Source organism: Luteibacter sp. dw_328, assembly GCF_018449605.1.
GTDB lineage: Bacteria > Pseudomonadota > Gammaproteobacteria > Xanthomonadales > Rhodanobacteraceae > Luteibacter.
On the sequence record NZ_JAAVUW010000002.1, the window covers coordinates 437,881 to 463,420 of the forward strand.

Genomic DNA, 25,540 nt, shown 5'->3' on the forward strand with positions numbered 1-25,540 from the left:
AAATACGCCTTCTAGCGCGATTCATCGTAAAGTATGGCTTTACTATCGACCCGACCGCATGGCTGCCGACGTTAACCTCAATCGCTTGGGTGTCTTCGTTGCCCTGGTCCGCGCCGGCTCGTTCACCGCGGCGGCCCGGCAGCTAGGGACGACCAAGGCGATGGTCAGCCAGCACCTGGCCAGGCTCGAGGAGGAGCTCGGCGTGACCTTGCTGGTGCGCAGCACGAGGAAGATGTCGCTCACGGACGCAGGTGAGCGCTTCCACGAAGACTGCGCTCGCGTGATGGCCGATGCCGAATCCGCCATCGCCCGCCTCGGCGAGTGCCGGGATACGCCGATGGGGGTGCTACGCGTCGCCGCGGCGGGCGACCACGGTCCGGCCATCGTCGCGCCGGCGTTGGCGGCCTTTGCCGAGCGCTATCCCCAGGTGAGTGTGGAGCTCGTGGTCGGCGACGCCATGGTCGACCTCATCGCCGAGCGTTTCGACCTGTCCATCCGGTTGGGCTGGCTGCGCGATTCGAGCCTGCGTGCCGCGAAACTGGCCAGTTTTCGCCAGTGCCTGGTGGCCTCGCCTGCCTATCTCACGAAACACGGCACGCCTTGCACGCCCGCCGCGCTGGCGAGTCATCGATGGATCGCCCTGACGATCCTCACCTCGCCCACGCGTTGGACCTTCACCGACGAGGGTGGCGTCGAACATCCCGTGCAGATGCGCAGCGCCGCGAGCGCCAACACCACGCTGGCGGCGCATGGTTTCGTCGTCGCGGGCATGGGCGTGTCCGTGCTGCCGGATTACGTGGTGAACGAGGACCTGGCGGCAGGGCGGCTGGTGTCCCTGCTCCCCGATTTCACGCTCCCCGAAGGCGGCGTCCATGCGGTCTATCCGGGGCGCCAGCCTTCGGTAAAGGTGCGGGCGTTCATCGACCTTCTCCGCGAACGTCTCAAGGCCTGACCGCCACGGCAGGGGCGTACAAGCTCGCGGCCCGCTGGCATGAAACCCTCAGGCCATCAACCAGCGAGGTAGTCGCCATGCGAGTTGTTGTTATCGGTACCGGCAAGGGATTGACGCTGTGAAGGCGGCATGGATTTCCGATGCGGCAGGTGGTGACCTCTCCATTCGCGTGGGCGACACGGAGGCTCCCGCGCACGCCGACGACCGGCTCCTGGTCAACGTGGACGCCGTGGGCCTGACCTTCGGTGAACCCCACTGGGTGACCAACGGCACCATGGCGCTACCGGATGGTTCGAAGCGCCCACTACCGGTGATCGTCGGGCACGAGTTCGCCGGTCACATCGCTCACGTCGGTCGTGCGACGAAGGGTTTCTCGGTCGGCGACCGCGTCGTCGGGCTCATCGACTTCTGGCGTAACGGCGCCGCAGCGGAGCAGGCGAGCGTCCTGCCGGGCGAGATCACGCAGCTGCCCGATGCGCTCTCCGCCGTCGAGGCCGCGACCTTGCCGATCGGTGCGCTCACGGCCTGGCAGGCACTGTTCGACTTCGCAAAGTTGAAAGCGGGTGAGACCGCCCTGATCCATGGCGGTGCCGGCGCGGTCGGCACGTTCGCCATCCAGATTGCCAAGGGCATCGGGACACGTGTGATCGCCACCGCGCGCGGCAGCGAAGCCACCGGCCTGTGCCGTGAACTGGGTGCGGACGTGACGATCGATACGACGACAGAGCGTTTCGAAAACGTCGCGGGGCCAGTCGATGTCGTCTTTGACACCGTGGGTCACGACCTGCTCGAGCGTAGCTGGCAGTACGTCAAGCCAGGTGCGCGTCTGGTCACCATCTCGGGCGAAGCCGAGGATGCGCCGTCGCCGGAACGGGCGCAAAAGCTCGGCATCGAAGCCTTCTGGTTCATCGTCAAGCCCGATCCCGCGCAGCTCGCGGAGATCGTGCGCTGGGTCGCTGACGGACGCATCGTCGTACAGGTGGATCGCGCCTACCGTCTCGACGAAGCACGGCAGGCGTTTCTCGAAGCGGACTCGCGGGCGAAGCGCGGCAAGACGGTGCTCACCGTGTAATCGCCACGTGGCGGGTCAGCTCATCTGGTCGCCGCGACGAAGGTTGATGTGCAGTGCCGTGGCGACGACCAGCATCGACTCGTCGTCGCTGGAGGAGGTGATCCAGCCGGCGGAAACATCGTCGTCCGCCTCGCGCGACCACAGCGTGTAGCCGTGCGGCTTGAGCTGATCGTAGGCGCGGTTGAAGATTTCAGCGGCATCGATGTCCTCGTGATACTCGTCGTCGTCCGGGTCGCCGTCCCAGTCCATGCTGACGTCGTGGAAGCGCGACACCAGCTCCTGGAGCGCTTCGACCAGCGCGCGGGTGTCATCCGCATCCACTTCGAAGCTGGCGCGCCAGTCCGTTACCTGGCCGACCAGGCGAATGGGATCGTCGTCGCCCTGGTCCTCGACTTCGTTGCGATAGTCGCTGAACTGCTTCTTGGCGGCTTCTTCGTCGCCGGGGTTGATCATCAGAAGCAGCTGCCAGACGTGTTTTTCGACCGTGTCCTCGCTGTCGTCATCGTCGTAGTCGCGTTCTTCGTAGGATTCGTCGTCGTAGGAATTCATGTGGGTTGGCCTGTGGGTCTGCGGATGAATGATCGCATTAATGGCGAGCGGAAGCGGCCATGGGGCGAATGGACGGCCATTCAGCACGGTTGACAAACGTGCGACGCAGTGCAACAAATAACCCTCCAAGCCATCTGCCAGGCGATCTACTCACCAGTGAACGCACTCAACCACAGCGCAAAGACCTCCCCGATGACGCTCGCGGCCATGCCGCACCGTTCGGCGGCTTGCGCGTGTTGTTGTTGTCGACTGGCCTGAGTTCGGCCCCACGTCCGGCGTTTGACGCCCTGACGTAGCCACCGCGGCCCGCCCGCGGTTCTTCTCCCTCCCTCGTTCTTTCCGGTCATGCCCGATCGGCGTCGTGTTGCGCGTCGCCGGGGCGAGGCCGTCTTCCCACACCCGGCGCCCAGAGGCGTCGGCGTTCTGCATCGTCCCCAGGGGAACCACGTCCATGTTCGCTCTCGCTCCACGCCGCCGCACCCCGTTATTCGTCGCCGTCTCGCTGGTCCTCGCCGCCTCCGCGGCACCGGTCCTGGCACAGGACGCCGGTCCCGCCGATAAGCCCGAGCCTCCGAAGACCAGCCAACTGGATACCGTCATCGTCACCGGCACCCGCAGCACGGAACGCACCGTTTCCAGCTCGCTGCAGCCGATCGACGTGATCACGCCACAGCAGTTGCAGCAGAGTGGCGCTACGCAGCTCACGGCCGCGCTCGCACGACTGGTGCCCTCGCTGAGCTTTCCGCAGCCGACGACGATCAGTGGCGCGGAAGTGGCGCGCCCGGTGACCTTGCGTGGCCTCAGCCCGGATCAGGTCCTGGTGCTGATCGACGGAAAACGCCAGCACAGCGGCGCCTTCCTCAACCTCGGTGGCGCGATCGGTCGCGGATCGAATCCGGTGGACCTCAACGCCATCCCGATCTCGGCGATCGAGCGGATCGAGGTGCTGCGCGATGGCCAGTCGGCGCGTTATGGCTCCGACGCGATCGGCGGCGTGATCAACGTGATCCTGAAAAAGGGCGGCGAGGGTGGGCAGGTCACGGCAAAGTTCGGTGGCTATGACGCTGGCGATGGTCTGCAGCGGCAGCTCAGCGCGGATACCGGATTCAAGATCGGGGACAAGGGTTCGATCCATGTCGCCATCGACACCCAGAACAACGACTACACCAATCGTGCCGGTCCCGACCAGACGCCTGCTGCCAAGGGCACGACGTACAACCAGAAGGTTTACCGCCTCGGCGACCCGGGCGTGCAGTCGAACAAGGTGTCCCTGACCGGCCAGTACGAATTCAGCAAGGCGGCCGAGGTGTACTTCGAAGCGCTGTATCGCCGTGATCGCGACGAAACCGCCAGCTTGTACCGGCATCGCGGCGATTCCACCAATGTGCCGGCGATTTACCCGGAAGGCTACCTGCCGGTAAGCATCCCCATCGTCAGCGACACGACCCTCACGGCCGGCCTTCGTGGCGAACTCGGCGACGGATGGCATTACGACGTATCGGCGAGCCATGGTTCCAACGAATACGACCAGCGCAGCCATTCGATCAACGCCGACTGGTACAAGGCCTTCGGCTATACGCCGTTCTTCATTCAGGGTGCCGATTACAAGACCAATCAGCAGGTCGGCAATGTCGATATCAGCAAGGAGTTCTCGCCGTCGTGGCTGGCCAACCCGGTCAGTGTGTCGTTCGGTGTGGAATACCTGCGCCAGGCGTACAAAGTGACGCCGGGTGATGCCGTCTCGCAGTACGGTGCGAACGGTGGCATCACCGGTGATCTGCAGGGCAACTGGCAGCGCCACGACGTATCCGAATACATCGATCTCGAAACCAATATCACCGACCGTTTCGCGCTGTCGCTGGCCGGCCGCCACGAACAGTACAGCGACTTCGGTGGCACGACCTCCGGCTCGCTTTCCGGTCGCTTCGACTTCACGCCGCGCGTTGCCTTGCGTGGCAGCATCGGTACCGGTTTCCGCGCGCCGACCCTGGTGCAGCAGCACTATGCCGACATTTCCCAGCAGCTGCAGGACCTCGGCCACGGCCAGGTGCTGGTGCAGTCGGGCACCTTCCCGGTGGACGCCCCGGCGGCAAGCCTGCTCGGCGCCGAGAAGCTCAAGCCGGAGAAATCGCGTAGCGCGACGCTTGGGCTGGTACTCGAGCCGCTGACCGGCTGGAACGTGAGCGTCGATGCGTACTGGATCAAGATCACCAATCGCATCAACCTGTCGTCGAACATTCCGGTCAATACGCCGGCGGTCAATGCTTACCTCGTTGCCAACGGTGTCGACGCGAACTACCAGTCCATCCGTTACTTCACCAACGCCGTGGACACGCGGACCCGCGGCCTGGACTTCGTCAGCCAGTATGCCTTCGATTTCTCCAACGGCGATCGCCTGAACACCACCGTGAGTTGGGCGTACAACGAGAACGAGGTAACGAAGGTGAAGCCGAACCCGGCGATCCTCGACGAACTGGGTGTCGCGGTGCAGCGTGTGGAACGCCGCGAAAGGCTCGGCCTGCTCGGCGACACCAATCCCCGGACCAAACTGGATGTGGGCTTCGATTACCTGCATGGGCGTTGGGCAGGTCACGCCAACGTGCAGCGTTACGGCAACTACACCGTGTACAGCAATAGCGGCCCCGCGCTCGATCAGGACTTCAACCATCGCTGGACGCTGGATCTGTCGGCCGACTACAACCTGGACAACTGGACGTTCAGTGCCGGCGCGGACAACGCGTTCAATGCGAAGCCGGAGCAGGTCAAATACGCCAACTCGACTAACGGCAATTTCAAGTACAGCCTCTTTTCACCGCTCAGCTGGAACGGACGCTACTACTATGCCAGCGTGACCTACCGGTGGAAGTGATGACGATGAGAGTGCTGCTACCCGCCTTGCTGCTGACGATCGCCGCAGCGGTCCCGGCGCAGACGGCCGTGCCTGCCGCGCAAAGTGAACTCGAGCAGCGCGTGGATGCCTCGATCGCCACCGCGGACCTCGACGGCTGGCTGAGGCGCCTGACGTCGGCACCCAACCAGGTCGGCTCGCCACACGACAAGGAGAACGCCGACTTCATCGCCGCCAGCCTGCGCAGCTGGGGTTGGCAGGTCGCGGTCGAGCAGACGCGGGTCCTCGTCGCGTATCCGACAGTGCAAAAGCTCTCCCTGCTGGGTACCGACAACTACGCCGCCGACTTCTCCGAGCCGCCGATTGAGGGTGACAAGGACACCGCCACGCGGGACGGCGTACTGCCCGGCATGGAGGCCTACAGTGCGGACGGCTCCGTGGATGCGCCGCTGATCTTCGTCAACGAAGGTCTGTCGAAGGATTACGACGAGCTCGCCAGGGCGGGACAGTCTGTCGAGGGCAAGGTGGTGCTGGTCAAATCCACCGGCGCCGGCCGCTGGGTAAAGCCACGGCTCGCACAGCAGCACGGGGCTGTCGGCGTGGTGATCTATTCCGACCCGGACGCGGACGGCTTCACCAAGGGCGATGTCTATCCCGAAGGCGCGTGGCGTACACCGCACACCCTGCAGCGCGGCACGCTTGGCATCGACAGCGTGCTCGACGCGAAGAGTGCGACCACCTTCCAGGCAAACAGGCATACGGACGACCTGCATCTTCCGGTCGTCACCATTGGCTATGGCGACGCGGAGCACTTCCTTCGCGCGCTCGGCGGTTCTGCCGTACCGAATCGTTGGCAGGGCGGCCTGCCGCTGACGTACCACGTGGGCGGCGATGCGAAGGTCCATCTCGAAGTGCGTTCGCCCTGGGAGTGGCGCACGCTTTACAACGTGATCGGCACGTTGCGAGGCAGTGAGTTCCCTGGCGAGTGGGTGATCCGCGGTGTGCATCACGACGCCTGGGTGTTTGGCGCCTGGGATCCGCTGGCGGGCACCACGGCCTTGCTCGCCGAAGCCCGGGCGATCGGCGAGCTGGCAAAGGCCGGGCATCGGCCGCGGCGCACGCTGGTCTTCGCCAGTTGGGACGGGGAGGAGCTCGGCATCCTCGGCTCCAGGGCGTGGACGGATCGCCATGCGGCGGAGCTCGCCCACAAGGCGGTGTTCTATCTCAACAACGACACCACGGGCAGGGGATTTCTCGCCACGGCGGGCGATCCGTCGTTGGCGAGCCTGGTGGACGGTGTCGCCGGAGACCTTCGCGATCCGGAAACCGGCGCCACGGTGCAGGCGCGTCGTCTGGCCAAACGTGCCGTGGACGCAGCGGAGAAGGGCAAGGATGTGGAGGGCCCCATCGTGCCGCAGCGCCTCGGTACGGGATCGGACTACCTGCCATTTGCCCATCGGCTTGGCGTGCCGTCGCTGCATGTGCGGTATGGCTACGACCGTGACGGCGACGACGAGAACGTGCCCATCTACCACTCGCTGTATGACACGTACACGCATTACCAGCGCTTCGGCGATCCGGGGCTGACTTACGTGAACCTGCTGGCGCGAACGAATGCGCGGCTGGTGCTGCGGGTCGCCAATGCCGATGTGTTGCCCTGGCGCTATACCGCGTTTGCGCTATCGCTTGGCAAGGACATCGATCGTCTTGCCACGGGTGCGGCAGCTGAGCATCGCGAGGCGGTGCGGAGAAACGCACTGCTGGACCACGATGCCTACCGCCTGGCAGCCGTGGCGTACCGTCATGAGCAGCCACCCTCGAAGCTCGACGATGCCTGGCAGGACATCGATCTCGGACCGTTGCACGACGCCCAACGGGACTTCCTGACCGCAGCCGAAGGTTACGATCAGGCGGCCTCGTCGGCAGGCAAGCTCACGGCGAAGCAGGTGACTGCCGTGAACAAGGCTATCCGCGACATCGCGCCGGCTTTCTTGCAGGCCTCGGGACTGCCCCAGCGTCCGTGGTACCGACACCTTCTCCAGGCCCCCGGGCGTAGGGAGGGCGAGGACACGGCGCCGCTGCCGGGTATCGGTGACGCCATCGAAGCGCGGGCTTGGGAGCAGGCGAGGGAGGAGGTGCGCCTGACGACGGCGGCGACACGCCGGGCCACCGCGCTGCTGAAGCAGGCCACGCAGATCCTGGTCATCCCCCAGCCGTGACGTACGAACTTACGATCACATCAGCTCCGCTATAGTCGCGCCACCTGAACCGGCGGAGTGGTGGCATGAGCGATGAATCCCAGCAGCCAGCGGCAGCCCATCGCCGGAAGAAAGGCTGGGGCCCGATCCGCTACGCGCGTTCGCGGCCACGGCTGGTCATCGCTGCCGCGATTGCCGTCGTTGCCGCCGCGGGACTGGAATTCACCGGGTTGCAGCGCAGTGTCGCGCTGCTGCTCGGGTTCGACATCGGTGCGCTGGCGTACCTGTTGATGATCCTGCGCATCTTCCTCGGGGCAACCCGAGCCACGATGCACCGGCAGGCGCGCATGCAGGACTCCGGCCGCTGGACCACCCTGCTCAGCGGCGTCGCGCTGTCGGCCATCGTGCTCATCGCGGTCACCACCGAACTCAATTCGGGCAGCAAGGGTGGCGCCTTCGCGATCGCCGTGGCGGCGGCGACGATCATCCTGTCGTGGATGTTCATGAATACCCTGTTCGCCTTGCACTACGCCCATGGTTATTACGGCGACTTCGGGGAGAAGCACAAAGGACTGGATTTTCCGGGCGACGAAGATCCCGACTACTGGGACTTCGCGTACTTCTCGTTCACCATCGGCATGACCTTCCAGGTCTCCGACGTGCAGATCACCACGCGCTATCTGCGTCGGATCGGCCTGATGCATAGCGCGATCGCATTCTTCTTCAACGTCTTCATCATCGCCATCAGCGTGAACATCGCCGCGGGCAAGGCCTGATTCGTCACTCCCCGTGCGGTCGGTGGACGCGCACGCAAAGCAACACGCTGGTCACCAGGGCGGCCACGGCGAGTAGCTCGACTGGCGTCGGTAGTCGTCGTTCCCAGAGAAACCCGTAGAGCAGCGCGAACAGGGTCTCGAACAGGATCATCTGCCCGACCAGGGTGAGCGGCAGCAGGCGGCTCATCCGGTTCCACAGTCCATTGCCCAGGATCGACGCGAACACGGCGATGCCGGTGCTTATTCCCGCGAAGCGAAGCCATGCCTGGCCGTCGTGCACGGCGGTGTCGGTGAGAAGGGCGGCGGGAACAAGCAACAGGGCCAGTGCCCCGGTCACCACGCCCGTGAGCAGGTTCCAGTCATGGGCGGAGACGTGGTCCAGCCGCCCAAGCCAGCGTGCGTTGTAGACCGCGTAAGCGGTCCAGGCGGCGAGGGCACCGATGGCGCACAGCAGTCCCGCCAACCGGTGGGGCTGAACCTGGGTGTGCGATCCCGCCATCGCCTGCCAGGCGATACAGCCGATGGCCAGGGCGCTGAGCCACAGCGACGGAGCCAGCCGGCGCAAGGGGACGGCCCCTGCCGCGCGGCTCCCGACCAGGGTGACCGCGACAGGCAGGAAGCCGATCACCAGCGACGTCATTGCCACGCCTCCCCACTGCACGGCACTGGCCAGGAGTACGTAATAGACGATGTTACCCAGCAGGCTCAGGCCGACCAGTCCGCGCCAGTGCACTGCCCGCAGCCAGGTCCTCAGGGGCCGCCACCGGGGCACGAGCAGGCCGGCCGAAATCAGGCCATAAACCAGATAGCGTCCCGCCGCCAGCTGCAGGGCGGTGAAATCCCGGGCCAGCTCGGGCGCCAGGAAAACCAGCCCCCAGAGCGCGCCGGCAGCCACGCCGAAGCCAATGCCCAGTCCCAGGCGGGTGCGTTCTTCCAAGGGTGACTCCAGCGAAAACGGCAAGGATGGCGAGTTTACTGCCCAAATTTCTTATTGACGCGACGCCGCAAACGCGGTGTCCTTCGTTTAGCCGTCCATTCGGCGCGGTCCGTCCTGGGGCCGGGTAACAAGGGGGAACACCTATGTGTACGAAATCGATTGGTCGGGCGACGACATTCGCCCTGGTTATGGCCCTGGCTGCGGGCCCCGCTGCCGCTCGTTCAGCGGATGAGACCCCGCCGGATACGCTCTGCACCGTTATCGGGACCGCGGCCCGCTATATCGGCACCACGGTCACCGTGCGGGGCGTGGCGTCGTCCGCCGGCAAGGTCACGACGCTCTCCGACGCGGAATGCAAGGGTAGCGTGAGCCTCTCCATCGACGACAGCGACACGCGCAAGCGCGACATCACCTCGTTCAAACGTGCCGTGGCATCGAACGGCGCCCAGGCCACCGCGACGGTCTCGGGTCGCTTCCGCTCGACCGACGACGCGAAATCGCCCTACGCGATCGACGTGTACAGCGTTCGCGACGTCGTCAACGTCCAGTAACCCGGCAGCGAGCCCGCCGGGATCACGGGTTCCCCCGCCGTCGATAACGACGGCGGTCAGCACGGTGTACGCGTCCATCCTGTCGCCGTCGCTTCGATCCGTTCGGTCAGGCCGATCCGCTCCAGGAACGCTTCGTCGTGTGATGCGACGACCAGAGCGCCCTCATACGTGCGTAGCATGTCCTCGAGCGCCCGGAGCGATGGAAGGTCCAGATGATTGCCGGGCTCGTCGAGCAACAGCAATCGTGCCGGTGGGTCGGCGTAGATGGCCATCGCCAGTCCCGCCGCCAGGCGCTGACCACCGCTGAGCTTGCCTGAGGGCAGGGTCGACGCGAGACCATCGATGCCTAGCTGTGCGAGGCGGGTGCGAATCTCGCTTTCGGGCAACGCGGCGTTCGCGGCACGCAGCAGTTCGACGGCGGATACATCGGCATCGACATCGACCAGTTGCTGGTCGAGATAGGCGACCGGCGCCCACGCCTGTCTGTGTCCCTCGGCAGGGGCCAGTTTTCCCGCCAGGGTCCGCAGCAGCGTGGACTTGCCCGACCCGTTCGGGCCGACCAGGCCGATGCGCTGGCCGGCGGTGATCGATACGTTCACCTGCTCCCTGGGTTCCCCAAGATGGGTGAGTCGTACGGCATCGAGACTGGCGACGCGGAAGGGACCCGGGGCGCCCCGCGCGGCGAGACGGAGAACGGGCGTCGCGCGATCGTCCACGCGCCGTGCGGCGTCCTGCACGCGTTCGCTCAGCACCGCACGCTCGTGCTCCTGTCGTTCGCGCAGGCGTCCCGCCGCGACCTCGCTGCGTTCCTTGCGCCTGCCCAGCAGGATGGGTGCCTGGTTGGCGTCGCGCGCTCCACGGTCGCCACGTGCCTCGCGGCGTTCGGCACGTTCGCGTTGATCGCGCAGGTTGCGCTCCTCGCGGCGGCGTTCGGCCTTGCGTTGGTCGAGCTCACGTTCGGCATCGGCTCGTTCTTCCTCGCTGCGCGTGGCGTAGAGGTCATAGTTGCCGCCATAGGAGCGTAAGCCTGAGGACGACAGCTCGACGATGCGTTCCATGTGTCGTAGCAGGGCCCGATCGTGGCTGACGACGATCAACCCGTTCGTCCAGTGTTCGAGCCGATCGATGAGCAAGCGGCGCGCGTCACCATCGAGGTGATTGCTTGGTTCGTCGAGGATCAGGAAATCCGCTTCGCTGATCAGAGCGCCGGCGAAGGCGACTCGCGCTGCCTCGCCGCCACTCAGCCGCTGCATCGGTACATCCGCGTGGAGATAGTCCAGGCCCTGCGCGTGAAGCGCCTGTTCGAGGCTCTGGCGGATCGTCCAGCGTGATCCGACGATCTCGTAGTCGCGCGGGTCGATGCTTCCCGCTTCGATGCGGGCGATTGCGTCGAGTACCTCTGCCACCCCAGCCGCGGAAGCAACGGTCGCACCGGTGTCGCGGGCCGGTTCCTGGGCGAGGTAGTGCGTCGTGCCGTGTGCCAGCAGGCGACCCGAGGACGGCAACCACAAGCCGGCGAGCACGCGGGCAAGGATGCTCTTGCCCACACCGTTACGGCCCACGAGGCCGGTGCGCCGCACGTCGAAGGTTTCGTCGAGATCGGAGAATAGCCGGCGGCCATCGGGCAGCAGGCAGGTGACCCCTTGAAGGGTCAGGCTTGGGTTCGTCATGCAAATTCCAGGGATGCCGAAAACTCCCCCTGCGGGCAGGGGCTGGCGAGTCTTGCCGTCACTCGGGACGGAGCATCACTGGCGCATCGGACGAACACCTCATGGGCGGGAGCAGGCCACCGATTATAGCAACGGACGCCGGGGTGAAAAATTCCCGTTGACCACCCGGGACAGACGGACGTACCTTCGGCCGGCCCCAGGACAGGGGAAAGGGGAACCAGGCATGCACAAGTCAACGCGAGTCGGGATCTCGGTGTCGCTCGCCTGCGTGTTCGCGACCGTTACGGCGTGTTCGAACGACGATCCCCATTTCCAGGCCTGCGCTCATGACGATCGGGAGGTCGCTTCTACCGGGGCCTCCGACTATGTCCTTCACACCGAAGAAACCGTCTGTGACGACATCGCCCATTCGGACTCCGTGCTGCTCTATCTGGCCAGGCGCGGCGACAACAAGCGGATCAGGGTGCTTGAGTACATTCCCGCCATGACGCGCGACGAACCGCGCGCCACCTGGGTGTCGCCGGAGACGCTGAGGATCGACTTCCGGGCGGTAGAAGAGGTTCTGAAGTCTTACGATGTCGATGCGCCGAGTGTCCGTATTTACTACGTCAATCCGCCCCGGACATCCTCATTCTTCGACTGGTTCGAGATCGCCTACGAGGCTTTCGTCGGCACCCTGAAGAGCCGCAAATAAGTCGCCGACAGGACGCGTATGTATTTCAAGAGTTTGTGGACCAGGGTCGCGGTGCGATGTGCCGTCGTGTTCGGCTGCATAGGTCTGTACGCGTGTTCCTACGATGGTCTCGCGTCTGAGGACTGCGTTCATAACCTTCTCGACATTCCGGCTTCCGGTACCTCGGACTACGTGCTTCGTTCGGACGAAACCGGCTGCGACGACTTCGCTCATTCGGACGAGGTCCTGCTTTACCTCGTCAAACGTGGCGAGACCCGACGCATTCCCGTGTTCGAATACATTCCCTCTGCGTTTCGCGACAAACCTCACGCGACGTGGTTGTCGCCGGAAAAGCTGAGGATCGACTTCAAGGAAGTCGATGCGATCCTGAAGACCTATAAGGTCGACGAAGCGCAGGTCGATATTCGCCTGGCCAAGCAGCCCAGCGACTAAGGTCCGGTTGAACTGTTCGCCAAGGCGCTGGCCGGTCCGGCCGATGCCTTGTCGTTAGATCTGGAAGACTCGGTACCTGCCACGGTGAAGGCCGGGGCCCGTGCCGATGTGGCCGCCTTCGTCGCCTCGAACGCTGTCCGCAACGCCGCCAATGCGACGCTCAACCAGCACGAGTCACTGCTGGAAAAATGTAGGAGCCGATTCATCGGCGATCCCGCGGCAGCGGGCCTGGTTGCCGCAAGCGCCCATCGCCGATGAATCGGCTCCTACAAGGACAGGAGCGCGGCGAGGTAGGGGGCGGTGCGGCTTTCCTTTGATCGCGCGACATCGCGTGGGGCGCCGCTGGCGACAATCCGGCCGCCCTGATTGCCGGCGCCGGGGCCGACGTCGATCACCCAGTCGCTGCCTGCCACCACGCGCATCTCGTGCTCGACGACGATAACGGTATTGCCCGCCTCGACAAGGCCCTGCAGTTGCGCGACGAGTTTGTCGACATCCGACGGATGCAGGCCGGTCGTGGGTTCATCCAGGACATAGACACTGCTGCCGCGCTGGGCACGTTGCAGCTCGGTCGCCAGCTTGATGCGCTGGGCTTCGCCGCCCGAGAGCTCGGTCGCCGGCTGACCCAGACGGAGATACCCCAGACCGATGTCGCGCAGGATAAGCAGTGACTTCAGCACATTGGCTTCGTCGGCAAAGAACGCGCAGGCCTCATCCACCGTCATGCCGAGCACCTGGGCAATGTTCCTGTTGTTCCACCGGATCGCGAGCGTCTGCTCGTTATAGCGAGCGCCGTGGCATGTGGGGCAGGGCGCATAGACGCTGGGCATGAACAGCAGTTCGACGCTGACGAAGCCTTCCCCTTCGCAGGTCTCGCAGCGACCCTTGGGAACGTTGAAAGAGAATCGTCCGGCATCGTAACGCTTCGTCCGGGCGGCTTTCGTTGCGGCGAATAGCTTGCGCACGTGGTCGAACAGGCCGGTATACGTCGCGAGATTCGAGCGCGGCGTGCGGCCGATCGGCTTCTGGTCAACCTGGACCAGGCGCGTGATGGCATCGGCGCCCGAATGGATGTGGCCCGTGGTTTTGGTGATGACGTTCGGCTCCATGTCATCGCTTTCGTCTTCGGCGACACGTGGCTCGTGGCCCAGGTATTCGCCGAGTAGTTCCACCAGTGCCTGGCTGACCAGGCTGGACTTTCCCGATCCCGAGATACCTGTGACGGAGGTGAACACACCCAGCGGGAAACGTGCCGTCAGGCGTTGCAGGTTGTTACGCGTGATGTTGCGTAGTTCGAGCCAGCCCGTCGGCTCACGCGCCTCGCGGTGCGGCACGTCGGCATGGCCGAACAGGTAACGGGCGGTGTGTGAGTTAGCAATCTTTGCCAGGCCTGCGGGCGGTCCGCTGTACAGGATTTCACCGCCTTTTTCGCCCGCATCCGGCCCCACGTCCACCAGCCAGTCGGCCCGGCGGATCATGTCCAGGTCGTGTTCGACGACGAAGATGGAATTACCCGACGCCTTCAGTTGATCCAGCGCATTGAAAAGCGCTTCGCCGTCGGCCGGATGCAGTCCGGCGGACGGTTCGTCGAGCACATACACCACACCAAACAGATTGCTGCGTATCTGCGTCGCAAGGCGCAGGCGCTGCAACTCGCCAGGCGAAAGGGTAGGGCTGCTGCGGTCCATCGAGAGGTAGCCCAGTCCCAGTGACTGCAGGGTACCGATGCGCGCGACGAGGTCCTGGGCGATGCGCTGCGCGGCAATGCGTTTCTCTTCCGAAAGATTCGGCGTGCGTCGCACATCCGACGAGCCTTCGTGTCCCAGGCCACCTGCCGCGATGCGACGTGCGATGTCGCGCTTTCCCGTGGCGCGGCTCTGCGTGGCCTTGCCTGCCGTGGCGAGTTCATCGAAGCGCCCTTCGGCGGCGGGGCGCAATGTCTCGGCCAGCGTATCGAACGACATCGCGGACAAGCTGCCGATATCGACACCGGCGAACGTGACCGACAGGGCCTCGCGTTTCAGGCGCTTGCCATCGCACACAGGACACAGGCTGCCGATCATGAAGCGGGAGACCCGCTTCTTCATCAAGGGGCTTTGCGTTGTGGCGAAGGTGTGCAGCACATAGCGGCGCGCACCCATATAGGTACCCATGTAACTGGGCTCCGTCTTGCGCTTCAGGGCGGCCCGGGTTTCGGCGGGCGTGAAGCCCGCATACACCGGAGCGACCGGCTGCTCCTCGGTGAACAGGATCCAGTCGCGCTGTTTTTTTGGCAGGTCGCGCCAGGGGATGTCCACGTCGTAGCCCAGGGTGACGAGGATGTCGCGCAGGTTCTGCCCATGCCATGCCGGCGGCCACGATGCGATGGCGCGTTCGCGAATGGTAAGCGAGGGATCAGGCACCATCGTCTGCTCGGTAACCTCGTACACCTTGCCCAGGCCGTGGCAGTTCGGGCATGCGCCCTGGGGGGTGTTCGGCGAGAAGTCCTCGGCGAAGAGCATCGGTTGCCTGGCCGGATAGCTGCCGGCGCGCGAGTACAGCATGCGCACCAGGCTGGAGAGCGTGGTGACGCTGCCGACCGACGAGCGGGTCCCGGGCGTGCCGCGTTGCTGCTGGAGCGCCACCGCCGGCGGCAGGCCTTCGATCTCGTCCACGTCGGGCACGCCGACCTGGTCGATCAGCCGGCGCGCATACGGCGCCACGGATTCGAAGTAGCGCCGCTGCGCTTCCGCGTAAAGGGTGCCGAAGGCCAGCGAGGACTTTCCCGATCCGGAAACGCCCGAGAAAACCACCAGCGCATCGCGTGGAACGGCCACGTCGATATTCTTCAGATTGTGTTCGCGCGCGCCGCGGACACGGACGAAGCCGTTACCGTGGACGGAGTCGGTGGGGGTAGGGCGCTTTTTCATGGCGTTGATTATCGTCCGAACCGGTGGAGATGCCGTGCATCGGGGTATAAGTGGCTGAACCGTCGTCCCGGGAAGATGCCGTGTTCCGCATGTGGCTTATGCTTTCGACGATCGCCTTCACACTGATCCCGCCAGCGGCCGCGGCACAGGACTTCTATTCGTACACCTCCATGCAGGTGCAGGGCCCGCCGGGCACCCTGATCCGGATCGCACCGATGGACGGTCCGGACGGGCCGCCGCTCGGTGCCGTGGCTTATCGCGTGCTCTACCGGTCCACGGGGCTCAATGGCGAACCTATCGCCGTGTCCGGCATTGTCGTGGTTCCTCCCGGCGATCCACCGCCGGAAGGGCGTCGCGTCATCGCCTGGGCGCATCCGACCACCGGCGTGGTATCGCGCTGCGCGCCATCGAAGGCCTTCTTTGTCTTCCAGAACATGATGGGCCTGCGAACCATGGTCCGCGAAGGCTACGTCGTCGTGGCGACGGACTATCCGGGCCTCGGCACGGTGGGGCCGCATCCTTATCTCGTCGGCGTAAGCGAGGCGCGTGGCGTCATCGACGCGGTGCGCGCGGCGCGGCTGATACCTGGCGTTGGGGCGGGAAATCGCTTCGCGGTCTGGGGTCATTCGCAAGGAGGACAGGCGGCACTCTTCACCGGCATGATCGTCGCCGGCTACGCGCCCGAGCTGCAACTGGTCGGCGTCGCGGCCGCGGCACCGGCGACGGACCTGCTGACCCTGCTGCGCGACGACGCCGCGACCGATGGTGGGCGCAACATCACTGCGATGACGCTGTGGTCCTGGTCGCGTGTCTACAACCTGCCGATCGACAAGCTCGTCGCGCCACAAGCCATGCCGGCCGTGGATGCGTTATCCCACGAGTGCATCGAATCGGTTCTCGACATGTTCGAGCGGCGCCGATCGCAGAAGCCGCTCGCAACGGCCTTCCTGCAGGTACCGGACATCACGCGCGTCGAGCCATGGCGCACGCTGCTGGTGCAAAACATTCCGGGGACGCTGCCACCTTCACTTCCGGTTTTCATTGCGCAGGGCGACGCAGATACGCTGGTGCGTCCCGAGGTCACGCAGGCATACGTGCAGCAGTTGTGCGCCGCTGGTAGCAGGGTGAGTTACCTCGACCTGCCGGGCGTGAAGCACGGTTTCGCCGGGTCGGACAGCGCGCTGGCGGCAATTGCATGGATCGACGACCGCATGGACGGGAAGCCGGCTCCGAATTCGTGCGCGGCTGTGGGTCGCTAGCGGGCGTGGGCTGCGGCCAGAGCATCTAGGCCGGCGAGAACGAAGGTCGTCATGTCTTCGACCAGTCCCTCCGACGTCGGATTCAGTGCCGGCAGCACGGTGGTGCGCAGACTCTCGGGGCCGAGCAACATGGTGATGCACGGCACGATGGTCATCATCATCCCGCGCTGTACGGCGGGATGGGTGAGCGGCAGATCCAGATAGCCCGCCATCAGGCCGGCGACGATGCCCGCCTTCGGTGCGATGGCCTCGTTGATCAGCGTGGAAGCCATGGGTGAGGGCGACATCATTTCACGCAGCACGACGCGGAAGCCCCAGGACTTTTCGCCTTGCCCGGCCTGGGCGACGAAATGGCTGATAAGCCCGCGAAGTTTGTCCCGTGGGCCCAGGTCTGACTGCACAAACGCAAGCAGCGATTCCTGGCTGACCACCTGTCGATGCGCTTCGACCAGGACGGCGCCATAGAGGCCGTCGCGGCTGCCGAAGTGATAGTTCACCGCGGCGATGTTCACACCCGCCCGCAGGCAGATCTCCTTGCTGGACGTGCCCAGGTAGCCGTGAACGGCAAAGAGCCGGCCGGCTACGTCCAGCAGGTGGGAGCGCGTGTTCTCGCCGTCCTGCCGGGGTGCCCGTTTCGCGGCGTGCGATTTCGGAAGATGTTGGTCGGCCATGGGGCGCATTGTAGAGGAACCGGCAAAGATATAATTCAAATTTGCATTTGATTTATGGAAAAAGTCGGCCTAGACTGCCGTCATTCCCCAGGCCGAGCGCCCATCCCATGCCCAAACCCAAGCCAGGCATCGTTGTCGCCGCTGTCGTTCTCGTTGTCGTGGTGGGCGCCGGGATCTGGTGGCTCATGCGTCCCAAGGCGCCCGAGGCCATCGTTCTGCACGGCAACGTGGACATCCGTCAGGTGTCGCTGGCTTTCAACGCCAACGAACGGATTTCCCAGATGCGGGTAAACGAGGGGGATCTGGTCGCCGCCGGGCAAGTGCTCGCCACCCTGGACACGACCACGTTGACGCTGCGACTTGCCAAGTCGCAGGCCCAGCTCGCCGTGCAGAACGAGGTGCTTCGCAGGATGGAGGCCGGCAATCGGCCCCAGGAGATCGCCCAGGCCGACGCGAACGTGCGTGCCGCTGCCGCCGATGCACGCAAGGCGCACCAGACGCTCGACCGCCTTCGGGCGATTAGCCAGGGAACGGCCGGTCGCGCCGTGAGTCGCGAAGAACTCGACGATGCCGTTGCCGCCGCCGGCTCGGCCGACGCGAGGCTGGACGCCCAGCGCAAGGCCCAGGATCTCTCCGTGGCCGGCCCGCGTAAGGAAGATATCGATGAAGCGCGCGCCCAGCGCGACGCCGCGCTAGCCGATAGCGCGGTGACAAAGCAGCAGCTCGACGACGCGGTGCTCAAGGCGCCGTCCGACGCCGTGGTGCGAAGCCGGTTGCTCGAGCCGGGCGACATGGCATCGCCCCAGCGGCCGGCCTATGCGCTCGCCCTGGTCCATCCGAAATGGGTGCGTGCGTATGTCTCCGAGGCCAACCTCAGCCTGATCAAGCCAGGGCAGGCCGCGCGCGTGACGACGGACAGTGCACCCGATCATCCGGTCGACGGTCGCATCGGATACATCTCGTCGGTGGCCGAATTCACACCGAAGAACGTGGAGACCAACGAGCTGCGCACCAGTCTTGTCTACGAGGTGCGCATCAATGTCGACGATCCGGATGACCGCCTGCGCATGGGCATGCCGGCCACCGTGGAGTTACCAGGTACGGTCGCGGCGCAGCCATGAACACGCAGGCGGCACTCGTTGCTCAGGGGGTCGGCAAACGCTTCGTCATCAAGAAAGCGGGCCGCACCGTCGTCGCGCTGGACGATGTCTCCATCGAAGTGAAGACCGCGGCGCTCACCGCGCTGGTCGGGCCCGATGGTGCAGGCAAGACCACCTTGTTGCGGCTGGCCGCCGGATTGATGGTCGCCGACACGGGAACGATGACGGTGCTCGGCATCGACGCGGCGATCGACCCGCAGGCGATCCAGAACCGGATCAGCTACATGCCGCAACGCTTCGGGCTGTATGACGACCTCAGCGTGCAGGAAAACCTCGATCTCTACGCCGACCTTCACGCTGTGCCGCACGACGTAAGGGGCAAGCGTTACAAGCGCCTGATGGAGATGACCGACCTGGGGCGCTTCACCAGCCGCCCTGCGGGAAAACTCTCCGGCGGCATGAAACAGAAGCTCGGGCTGGCCTGCACCCTGGTGCGGTCGCCCGAACTGCTGCTGCTCGACGAACCCACGGTGGGCGTCGATCCGCTGTCGCGCCGTGAGTTGTGGGAGATCCTCGAGCAGCTGGTGAGGGAAGAGAACCTCAGCGTCCTTGTCAGCACGTCGTACATGGATGAGGCCGCGCGTTGCGCGCATGTGGCCATCCTGCATGACGGCAAGGTGTTGGCTCAGGGAACGCCCGAGTCGATACGGAATACCGCCGAAGGGCTCTGCTTTGCGGTGACACCGCCTGCCGACGAAGCGCCGCGCCACCTGCAGGCGCGCCTCCTCGACGACGATAAGACCGTCGATGCGGTGCCGCGTGGCGGCAAGGTGCACTTCGTCCGGACCAGGGCGGCAGTGGAGCAGGACGACCCCGACGTGGCGAACCTTCTGGGGACCTCGCAGGCCGAGCCGGTGCCGCCCACGCTCGAAGACGGCTTCATGCTGGCGTTGCGGTCCAAGGTGCAGCGCGACCTTTCTTCAGTGGCGTCCGTCGCGATGTCGACGCCGACGCGGGCGTTGAAGGCCGATGAGACCGTCATCGAGGTCAGGGACCTCGTCCGCACCTTTGGTGATTTCACCGCGGTCGACCGCACGAGTTTCTCCGTCAGCCGCGGCGAGATCTTCGGGCTGCTCGGACCGAACGGTGCGGGAAAGACCACCACCTTTCGCATGCTATGCGGTCTGCTTCCCGCCAGCAGCGGCACGTTGCGCGTCGCCGGCCACGACCTGCGCAAGGCACGCGCACATGCGCGCCAGCAGATTGGTTATGTGTCGCAGAAGTTCGCTCTCTACGGCAACCTGACGGTGGATGAGAACCTGAAGTTCTTCGGGGGTGCCTATGGCCTGTCCGGCACGCACCTGCGCGAACGCATGGCTGCGGTGAAATCGCAGTTCGAACTGGACGACTCAGGGCATGCCCAGGCGGGTCTGCTGCCCGGCGGGTTCAAGCAACGCCTGGCCATGGCCACGGGCCTGCTGCATGCACCGGACATCCTCTTTCTCGATGAACCGACCAGCGGCGCCGACCCACTGGCACGCCGCGAGTTCTGGCGACGCATCACGGCCCTGGCCGAGGCTGGCACCACGATCGTCATCACCACGCACTTCATGGAAGAAGCCGAATATTGCGATCGCGTGGTGATTCAGGATGCCGGCAAGGTGCTCGCTCTCGGCACGCCGGCGGAGATCCGTCGTCAGGCCGGTGAAACGGACGCGCAGACCTTCGACATGGAGCAGGCCTTTATCGGTATCGTTGAACAGAACCGCAAGGCTTCACGCGGCGGTTCGCGGGAGGCGGCATGAGCGGCGGCTTCTGGCGGCGGCTCCTGGCGCTGACGCGCAAGGAAGTGAAGCAGCTGCTGCGCGACCGCAGCAATCTCATGATGGGCATCGCGCTCCCGGCGATCCTGATCCTGATCTTCGGCTACGGCCTCTCCTTCGACGTGAAGAACGCGCCGGTGGCTGTCGTCATGGAAGACCATTCCGTGACCGCCAACGACATGATCGCCGGCCTGCGCCTGTCCCCTTATCTGGCACCCACGGTGGTCAACAGCATGCATGACGCCGAGCGCCTCATGCTGGATCGGAAGGTCGACGCGATCCTGCGTCTGCCGTCCGACTTTTCACGACGCCTGGGCCTGGGCGACGCACACGTGCAGCTTATCCTGCACGGCTCCGACGCCAACACGGCGCGCACGATCGAAGGCTACGTGCAGAGCGCGTTGGCGCAATCGACGGTGCTCCAGGGCGACCGGGCCGGCGCCTCGCCGGGAGCCTCCGTGGGTAGCGTGTACCTCGAGCAACGCCTGTGGTTCAACGAAGCCAACACGAGTACCTGGTTCCTCGTGCCGGGCCTCATCGTGCTCATCACCACCCTGGTCGGCGCCTTCCTTACCGCGCTGGTGATGGCACGCGAATGGGAACGCGGGACGCTGGAGGCCTTGTTCGTGACACCCGTGAGGCCGCTCGAGATCCTGCTTGCCAAGATCATCCCGTACTTCGGTGTCGGCATGATCGGGCTGCTCATGTGCTTGTTGGCGGCGCGCTTCCTCTTCGACGTGCCGATCTATGGTTCGCTGTGGCTGATCCTGCTGGTATCGGTGTTCTACCTGTTCGTGGCGCTCGGCATCGGCCTGTTGATCTCAGCGGTGACGAAGAACCAGTTCACCGCGAGCCAGCTTGCCCTGGTCACCAGCTTCATGCCGGCCTTGATGCTTTCGGGCTTCATCTATGACCTGCGCAACATGCCGCTGGCGGTACAGGTGGTAGGCCGGATTCTCCCTGCCACCCACTACATGGAAGTGCTGAAGAGCCTGTTCCTCGCCGGCAACCTGTGGCCGGTGATCCTGAAGAATTGCGTCATCCTCATCGGTTACGCCGTGGTGGTGCTGGCGGCCGCCCGCCTGAAGACGCGGAAGCTGATCGGATGAATGCCATGCTCGCTTTCCTCCGCCGCGTGGCCAATCTCTGTCGCAAGGAGCTGCAGGTCATCCTGAAGGACCCGGCCAGTCGTGTGCTTCTCTTCGTGCCGGCCCTGCTGCAGTCGCTCATGTTCGGCTACGCGGCGACGCTGGACCTGCGTCAGGCGCCGTACGCGCTCCTGGACCAGGATCACGGCCCGGCGGCGGTGCAACTGATCGCGAATGTCGAAGGCTCCGGCGTGTTCCGTCGCGTGGCGACGCTCCACAACGAAAACGACATCGCCCCCATCGTCGATGCCGGTGAGGTGCTTTTCGTCCTTCACATCGCTCCTCGTTTCGAGCAACGGCTCAGCGCGGGCGAAACCACACCCGTGCAGCTGATCCTCGATGCCCGTAACTCGACGACAGCGGGCACGGCCTCCGGTTATCTGGGCACCATCGTCTCTCGCTTCAATGCGGACTGGCGGCAGAGCCACGGCGGTGGCGCTGCTCCGCTCACCGTGGACGTGCGTGCCTGGTACAACCCGAACCTCGAGACGCGATGGTTCATGATGTCGTCCATGATCGCGGTGCTGAGCATGCTGCAGACGCTCATGCTCACCGCGCTTTCGGTGGCGCGTGAGAGGGAGCAGGGCACCTTCGACCAGTTGCTGGTGACGCCATGCACACCGGCGGAAATCATGATCGGCAAATCCGTGCCCTCCATCTTCGTTGGCCTGGTCCAGTCGACACTGATTCTTCTCATCGCGACGCTCTGGTTCCACATTCCCATGGCAGGTTCGCTGGTGACGCTGTACATCGGCCTGCTGGTATTTACCGTGGCGTGCGTCGGCATCGGTCTGGCGATCTCCGCATTGGCCGTAAACATGCAGCAGGCCATGCTCTACACCTTCGTCCTGATGATGCCGTTGGTGTTGCTGTCGGGCATGACGACGCCGATTGCCAACATGCCCACCGCCATGCAGTGGCTAACCACCATCAACCCGGCGCGATACGCCATCCACCTCGTCCAGCGGGTGTATCTGGAAGGCGTCGGCCTGGGAACCGTCATTGGCGACATCGTGCCGCTGCTCATCATCGCCGCCGTGACCCTGCCGTTCTCGGCGTGGCTCTTCCGTCATCGTCTCGTCTGACTCCGGTATTCCCCATGCGCACCCTGTCTTCTCTTTCCCTGTCCTTGCTGACGATGGCGACCATCACCCTGTTGGGCGGTTGCGCCGTCGGGCCAGACTTCAAGGCGCCGCAGGCGCAGGTGCCGGCCGACTGGTCATCCTTGCGTGCTGGTGACGCCTCGCTGCACGAGGCCGTCCCGACGGGGAATGCCGCCGTCACTTCGGCCGAGTGGTGGAAGCCTTTCGGTGATCCCGTGCTCGACCGGCTGGAGGAAGATGCCGCCGCAGCCAACCCCGATCTGCAGACAGCGGCGCTGCGTTTCGCTGAGAGTCGCGCGCAACGCCAGACCACGGCGGCGCAGCGCGGCCCGCAAGTGGACATGACGGCCAGCGTGCAGCGTCAGCGGCCCAGCGAGAATGGTGCGACCAGCCGCACGATCGACGTACTCGCACCTGCCGATCGCCGCGATGCACTGGTGAAGTTGCTAAGCCAGCCCTATGACATCTACCAGGGAGGCTTCGACGCGTCGTGGGAGCCCGATTTCTGGGGTCGTGTACGTCGGTCGGTCGAAGCGGCGGATGCGCAGGTGTCGGCGTCGGGCGCGTTGTTCGATGGCGCGCGCCTGGATGTCGCCGCCGACGTGGCGCGTGGGTACTTCGCTTTGCGTGGCACGCAGCGGCAGATCGCACTGACGCGTGCTGATCTCGACGCTGCCCAGGACCACTTCACGCTCATGAAGGCGAGGGCAGACGGTGGCATGGCCAGCGACCTCGACACCACACAGCAGCAGGCGCTGCTCTCCGACCTTCGTGCGCGACTGCCTGCGCTGCTCGCGGAGGAGGCGAATTCGCTCGATCAACTCTCAGTGCTGATCGGCCAGACACCCGGGACCCTGCAGGCGCGGCTGGCGCCGCCCGCTGATGCGGATACGAAGCCGGTCCTCCCGAGCCTGGCGCTGGGCATCCCCTCGGATGTCGTGCGGCGCCGACCGGACATCCGACAGGCCGAAGCGCAGCTGCACGAAGCCACGGCGAATACCGGCGTAGCGATCGCTGACCTCTACCCGCGCATCACCCTGGGCGGCAGTTTTGCCTTTGAATCGCTGCAGACGGGGGACTTTGGTGACTGGGGTAGCCGACACTGGTCGGTCGGACCGAGCCTGGACCTGCCCATCTTCGACATGGGTCGCCGCCGCAGTGTAGTGACGCTGCGCAAGTTGCAGCAGCAGGAGGCTGCCGTGGCCTGGCAGAAGAGCGTGTTGCAGGCGTGGTCGGATATCGACACGGCAGTGAACGCTTACTCGGCGGAAGCCCAGCGCAATGCGCAGCTCGCCGAGCGCGAACGCTTGTCTCGCGACGCTTACTCGCTCGCCGACGTTCGCTACCGGAACGGACGAACCACGTTCATGGAGGCGCTCGATGCCGAGCGGACACTGCTCGCGGCCCAGCGTGACCGCGCCGATAGCGATGCGCAGCTCGCTATCAAACGGGTAGCGATCTACAAGGCCATCGGCGGCGGGGACGTGCCGGCCGCCGCAGTCATACGGTAAAAAACGAGTGTTATTGTATAACATTCACTCGAGATGGACGCCCATGTCACCCCTCCCGCCCCCCGTCGGTACGCTCGCCCTGCGGCGCTGGATCGCCATTGCTTCGCTGCTTGTCATGGGACTGTCCGCCAGCGCGCTGGACGCGCGGGAGAAGATGCTCCCGGCACCGGATTTCGAGATTGTCGAGAGCGTGCCCGATGCTTCGATTTACGGCGAGCCGGGCGTGCGACGTACACAGACGGTCTGGCTGGAGATGATTCGTGGCGCGACCACCCGCATCGACATCGCTGCCTTCTACATCGCCGACAAACCGGGTGGCCCACTGGCGCCGGTGCTCGACGCGCTGGTCGAGCGTGCCCGCGCAGGCGTCAAGGTACGCATCCTGGTCGACCAGACGTTCCTCGCGGACAACCATGAAAGCGTCGACCGTTTCCGTGCCTTGCCCGGCTTCGAGATTCGCGTGCTGCCGGTCAAGACGCTGACGGGCGGCGTGTTGCACGCCAAGTACATGGTGGTCGACAACGCGGACGTCTTTGTCGGGAGCCAGAACTGGGACTGGCGCGCCTTGAACGAGATCCATGAAATAGGGGCTCGCGTACGCAACCGGCGCTTCGCGCAGACGTTCGGTGCCACGTTCGATTTCGACTGGCAACTGGCTGGAAGCCCGGCCTCGCCGACTTCGGGGGAACACGCCGCGGCGGCGCTCGCGTTCGCCCCGGTCACGGCGACCGATCCGGAGATCCTGGGCGCGCCTGGCGAAGGCAACGTGGTTTCCTATCCGGCGTTCAGTCCCACCTCGTTGATGCCGGACTGGGTCACGGCCGAGGAGCCTGCACTGGTCGATCTCATCAACAGTTCCCAGCACATCGTTCGCGTGCAGGTCATGACGCTCTCGGCGCTGCGTGGCTATGGCGAGAAGGGATGGTGGATACCGGTCGACGCGGCATTGCGTGACGCCGCGGCGCGCGGGGTGGAGGTCCGGATCATCGTGGCCGACTGGGCACTTCATGAACCCATGCAGGGCTACCTCAAGAGCCTCAGCCTGATGCCGAACATCACGGTCAAGTTCAGTCGCGTTCCGCCGTCGCCGACGGGCTTCATTCCCTATGCGCGTGTCGAACACGCGAAGTACGCGGTGGTCGACGATCGCGGCGTCTACATCGGGACAGGAAACTGGGAGTCGAGTTACTTCCATACGTCGGTAGACGCATCGGTCTTCATGCGGGGAGCGGGTCCGGCGGCGACACTGACACGCATCTTCGAGCGTGACTGGTCGGGCCCTTACGTCACGACCGTGGAGGCTGGCAAGACCTACGTCGAGGCGACAACGCACTGAC

At 64.9% G+C, this 25,540-nt stretch carries 21 protein-coding genes; 16 read left to right on the top strand and 5 right to left on the bottom strand.

Annotation, left to right across the window (positions count from 1 at the left end; genetic code table 11):
* Window positions 1-58 precede the first annotated feature (58 nt).
* Together HB634_RS06675 and HB634_RS06680 are read left to right on the top strand one after the other, a co-directional pair.
* Complete coding sequence (locus HB634_RS06675) at window positions 59-952, top strand: LysR family transcriptional regulator (RefSeq protein WP_213948019.1); 894 nt, start codon at window positions 59-61, stop codon at window positions 950-952.
* Window positions 953-1,070: 118 nt separating this feature from the next.
* Window positions 1,071-2,024 carry an NADP-dependent oxidoreductase gene (locus HB634_RS06680; RefSeq protein ID WP_213948020.1) on the top strand — a complete coding sequence of 318 codons (954 nt, stop codon included), beginning with the start codon at window positions 1,071-1,073 and terminating at the stop codon, window positions 2,022-2,024.
* 15 nt (window positions 2,025-2,039) lie between these two features.
* Here HB634_RS06680 and HB634_RS06685 read toward each other — a convergent pair whose 3' ends face one another.
* Entirely contained in the window at window positions 2,040-2,573 is a 534-nt protein-coding gene (locus tag HB634_RS06685; RefSeq protein WP_082878937.1) for a hypothetical protein, read from the bottom strand.
* Between the two features lie 451 nt (window positions 2,574-3,024).
* Between HB634_RS06685 and HB634_RS06690 the strand changes: the two genes are divergently transcribed.
* The 3 genes from HB634_RS06690 to HB634_RS06700 all read left to right on the top strand — a co-directional run bounded on the left by HB634_RS06690 (window position 3,025) and on the right by HB634_RS06700 (window position 8,395).
* Complete coding sequence (locus tag HB634_RS06690; RefSeq protein ID WP_213948021.1) at window positions 3,025-5,442, top strand: TonB-dependent receptor; 2,418 nt, start codon at window positions 3,025-3,027, stop codon at window positions 5,440-5,442.
* A gap of 5 nt (window positions 5,443-5,447) precedes the next feature.
* Complete coding sequence (locus HB634_RS06695; protein WP_213948022.1) at window positions 5,448-7,640, top strand: transferrin receptor-like dimerization domain-containing protein; 2,193 nt, start codon at window positions 5,448-5,450, stop codon at window positions 7,638-7,640.
* A gap of 65 nt (window positions 7,641-7,705) precedes the next feature.
* Window positions 7,706-8,395: a DUF1345 domain-containing protein gene (locus HB634_RS06700; protein ID WP_213948023.1), complete on the top strand. Its 690-nt coding sequence runs from the start codon at window positions 7,706-7,708 to the stop codon at window positions 8,393-8,395.
* Between the two features lie 4 nt (window positions 8,396-8,399).
* Here the strand turns inward: HB634_RS06700 and HB634_RS06705 are convergent, their stop codons facing one another.
* The gene (locus tag HB634_RS06705) at window positions 8,400-9,332 is read right to left on the bottom strand and encodes a DMT family transporter (RefSeq protein WP_255548410.1); all 933 of its coding nucleotides are present in this window, start codon (window positions 9,330-9,332) and stop codon (window positions 8,400-8,402) included.
* Between the two features lie 143 nt (window positions 9,333-9,475).
* Here HB634_RS06705 and HB634_RS06710 point away from each other — a divergent pair, with 143 nt between their 5' ends.
* Window positions 9,476-9,883 (top strand): hypothetical protein, encoded by a 408-nt coding sequence (locus HB634_RS06710; protein ID WP_063571053.1) that lies wholly within the window; start codon window positions 9,476-9,478, stop codon window positions 9,881-9,883.
* Between the two features lie 56 nt (window positions 9,884-9,939).
* On the opposite strand, the gene HB634_RS06715 is transcribed toward HB634_RS06710, so the two are convergent.
* Entirely contained in the window at window positions 9,940-11,553 is a 1,614-nt protein-coding gene (locus HB634_RS06715) for an ATP-binding cassette domain-containing protein (RefSeq protein WP_213948024.1), read from the bottom strand.
* Between the two features lie 253 nt (window positions 11,554-11,806).
* Here HB634_RS06715 and HB634_RS06720 point away from each other — a divergent pair, with 253 nt between their 5' ends.
* The 3 genes from HB634_RS06720 to HB634_RS06730 are packed head-to-tail and all read left to right on the top strand — an operon-like array spanning window position 11,807 to window position 12,937.
* A complete protein-coding gene (locus HB634_RS06720; protein ID WP_213948025.1) occupies window positions 11,807-12,247 on the top strand; it encodes a hypothetical protein in 441 nt (146 codons plus the stop codon).
* Between the two features lie 51 nt (window positions 12,248-12,298).
* The gene (locus tag HB634_RS06725; protein WP_213948026.1) at window positions 12,299-12,679 is read left to right on the top strand and encodes a hypothetical protein; all 381 of its coding nucleotides are present in this window, start codon (window positions 12,299-12,301) and stop codon (window positions 12,677-12,679) included.
* A 48-nt stretch (window positions 12,680-12,727) separates the two neighbouring features.
* Window positions 12,728-12,937 carry a hypothetical protein gene (locus HB634_RS06730; protein WP_213948027.1) on the top strand — a complete coding sequence of 70 codons (210 nt, stop codon included), beginning with the start codon at window positions 12,728-12,730 and terminating at the stop codon, window positions 12,935-12,937.
* Window positions 12,938-12,945: 8 nt separating this feature from the next.
* Here the strand turns inward: HB634_RS06730 and HB634_RS06735 are convergent, their stop codons facing one another.
* Window positions 12,946-15,588, bottom strand: coding sequence for an excinuclease ABC subunit UvrA (locus HB634_RS06735; RefSeq protein ID WP_213948028.1), 2,643 nt, complete (start codon window positions 15,586-15,588; stop codon window positions 12,946-12,948).
* A gap of 50 nt (window positions 15,589-15,638) precedes the next feature.
* On the opposite strand from HB634_RS06735, the gene HB634_RS06740 reads away from it, so the two are divergent.
* Window positions 15,639-16,847: an alpha/beta fold hydrolase gene (locus tag HB634_RS06740; RefSeq protein ID WP_213948029.1), complete on the top strand. Its 1,209-nt coding sequence runs from the start codon at window positions 15,639-15,641 to the stop codon at window positions 16,845-16,847.
* On the opposite strand, the gene HB634_RS06745 is transcribed toward HB634_RS06740, so the two are convergent.
* Entirely contained in the window at window positions 16,844-17,518 is a 675-nt protein-coding gene (locus HB634_RS06745) for a CerR family C-terminal domain-containing protein (RefSeq protein ID WP_213948030.1), read from the bottom strand. The two genes, HB634_RS06740 and HB634_RS06745, sit on opposite strands and share 4 nt — an antisense overlap.
* Window positions 17,519-17,625: 107 nt before the next feature.
* Here HB634_RS06745 and HB634_RS06750 point away from each other — a divergent pair, with 107 nt between their 5' ends.
* From HB634_RS06750 to HB634_RS06775, 6 genes are read left to right on the top strand one after another with little or no spacing between them, the layout of a single operon-like run.
* Window positions 17,626-18,639, top strand: a complete 1,014-nt coding sequence (locus tag HB634_RS06750) for an HlyD family efflux transporter periplasmic adaptor subunit (protein WP_213948031.1) — start codon at window positions 17,626-17,628, stop codon at window positions 18,637-18,639.
* Window positions 18,636-20,423, top strand: a complete 1,788-nt coding sequence (locus HB634_RS06755) for an ATP-binding cassette domain-containing protein (protein ID WP_213948032.1) — start codon at window positions 18,636-18,638, stop codon at window positions 20,421-20,423. The genes HB634_RS06750 and HB634_RS06755 overlap by 4 nt, the downstream gene beginning before the upstream one ends.
* Complete coding sequence (locus HB634_RS06760) at window positions 20,420-21,550, top strand: ABC transporter permease (RefSeq protein WP_213948033.1); 1,131 nt, start codon at window positions 20,420-20,422, stop codon at window positions 21,548-21,550. The genes HB634_RS06755 and HB634_RS06760 overlap by 4 nt, the downstream gene beginning before the upstream one ends.
* Window positions 21,551-21,555: 5 nt before the next feature.
* Window positions 21,556-22,674, top strand: coding sequence for an ABC transporter permease (locus HB634_RS06765; protein ID WP_255548411.1), 1,119 nt, complete (start codon window positions 21,556-21,558; stop codon window positions 22,672-22,674).
* 14 nt (window positions 22,675-22,688) lie between these two features.
* Window positions 22,689-24,203, top strand: a complete 1,515-nt coding sequence (locus HB634_RS06770; protein ID WP_213948035.1) for an efflux transporter outer membrane subunit — start codon at window positions 22,689-22,691, stop codon at window positions 24,201-24,203.
* 43 nt (window positions 24,204-24,246) lie between these two features.
* Complete coding sequence (locus HB634_RS06775) at window positions 24,247-25,539, top strand: phospholipase D-like domain-containing protein (protein ID WP_255548412.1); 1,293 nt, start codon at window positions 24,247-24,249, stop codon at window positions 25,537-25,539.
* The last annotated feature ends 1 nt before the right edge of the window (window position 25,540 follow it).